We start from the raw sequence: 448 nt of genomic DNA on the forward strand, positions 1-448 counted from the left end.
GCTTGTCGTCGGCATGGACATGGCAGACCTGAAAGAACTGGCTCAGTGGGTTGGCTTCGAAGGAATGTCTGCCAGCCTTGAGCGAATTCACATTCATTCTCGGAGCGAACATTTACTGGATGGACAAGATTTTGACTTTGAAATCCACTTTGTTCACCCGTTGTCGTCCACGATCCCCGAAACGGGAGAGCCGGTGAAGGTTCCGGTGAAGGTTCCGGTGAAGGGTCCGGTGAAGGGTCCGGTGAAGGTTCCGGTGAAGGTTCCGGTGAAGGTTCCGGTGAAGGTTCCGGTGAAGGGTCCGGTGAAGGTTCCGGCCGCGACGAAGAGTTCAAGACCGACGTTGTCGCTTCGGTCGAGGTACCAAATAACCAACTCGCGACTTCGCTTCCGTTCCACTGGACCACGAGGTCGATTGAACCATCTGGCAGAATGCAATGCGTCGTTGCCG

Annotated in this window: 1 protein-coding gene; it reads right to left on the reverse strand. The window is 55.4% G+C overall.

The features are described from left to right. Nucleotides 1–153: 153 nt before the first annotated feature. The coding region (locus AB1L30_RS00560) for a hypothetical protein (protein ID WP_367011405.1) at nt 154–448 on the reverse strand (295 nt) is incomplete at its 5' end.

Origin of the sequence: Bremerella sp. JC817 (genome assembly GCF_040718835.1) — a bacterium.
Classification (GTDB): domain Bacteria; phylum Planctomycetota; class Planctomycetia; order Pirellulales; family Pirellulaceae; genus Bremerella.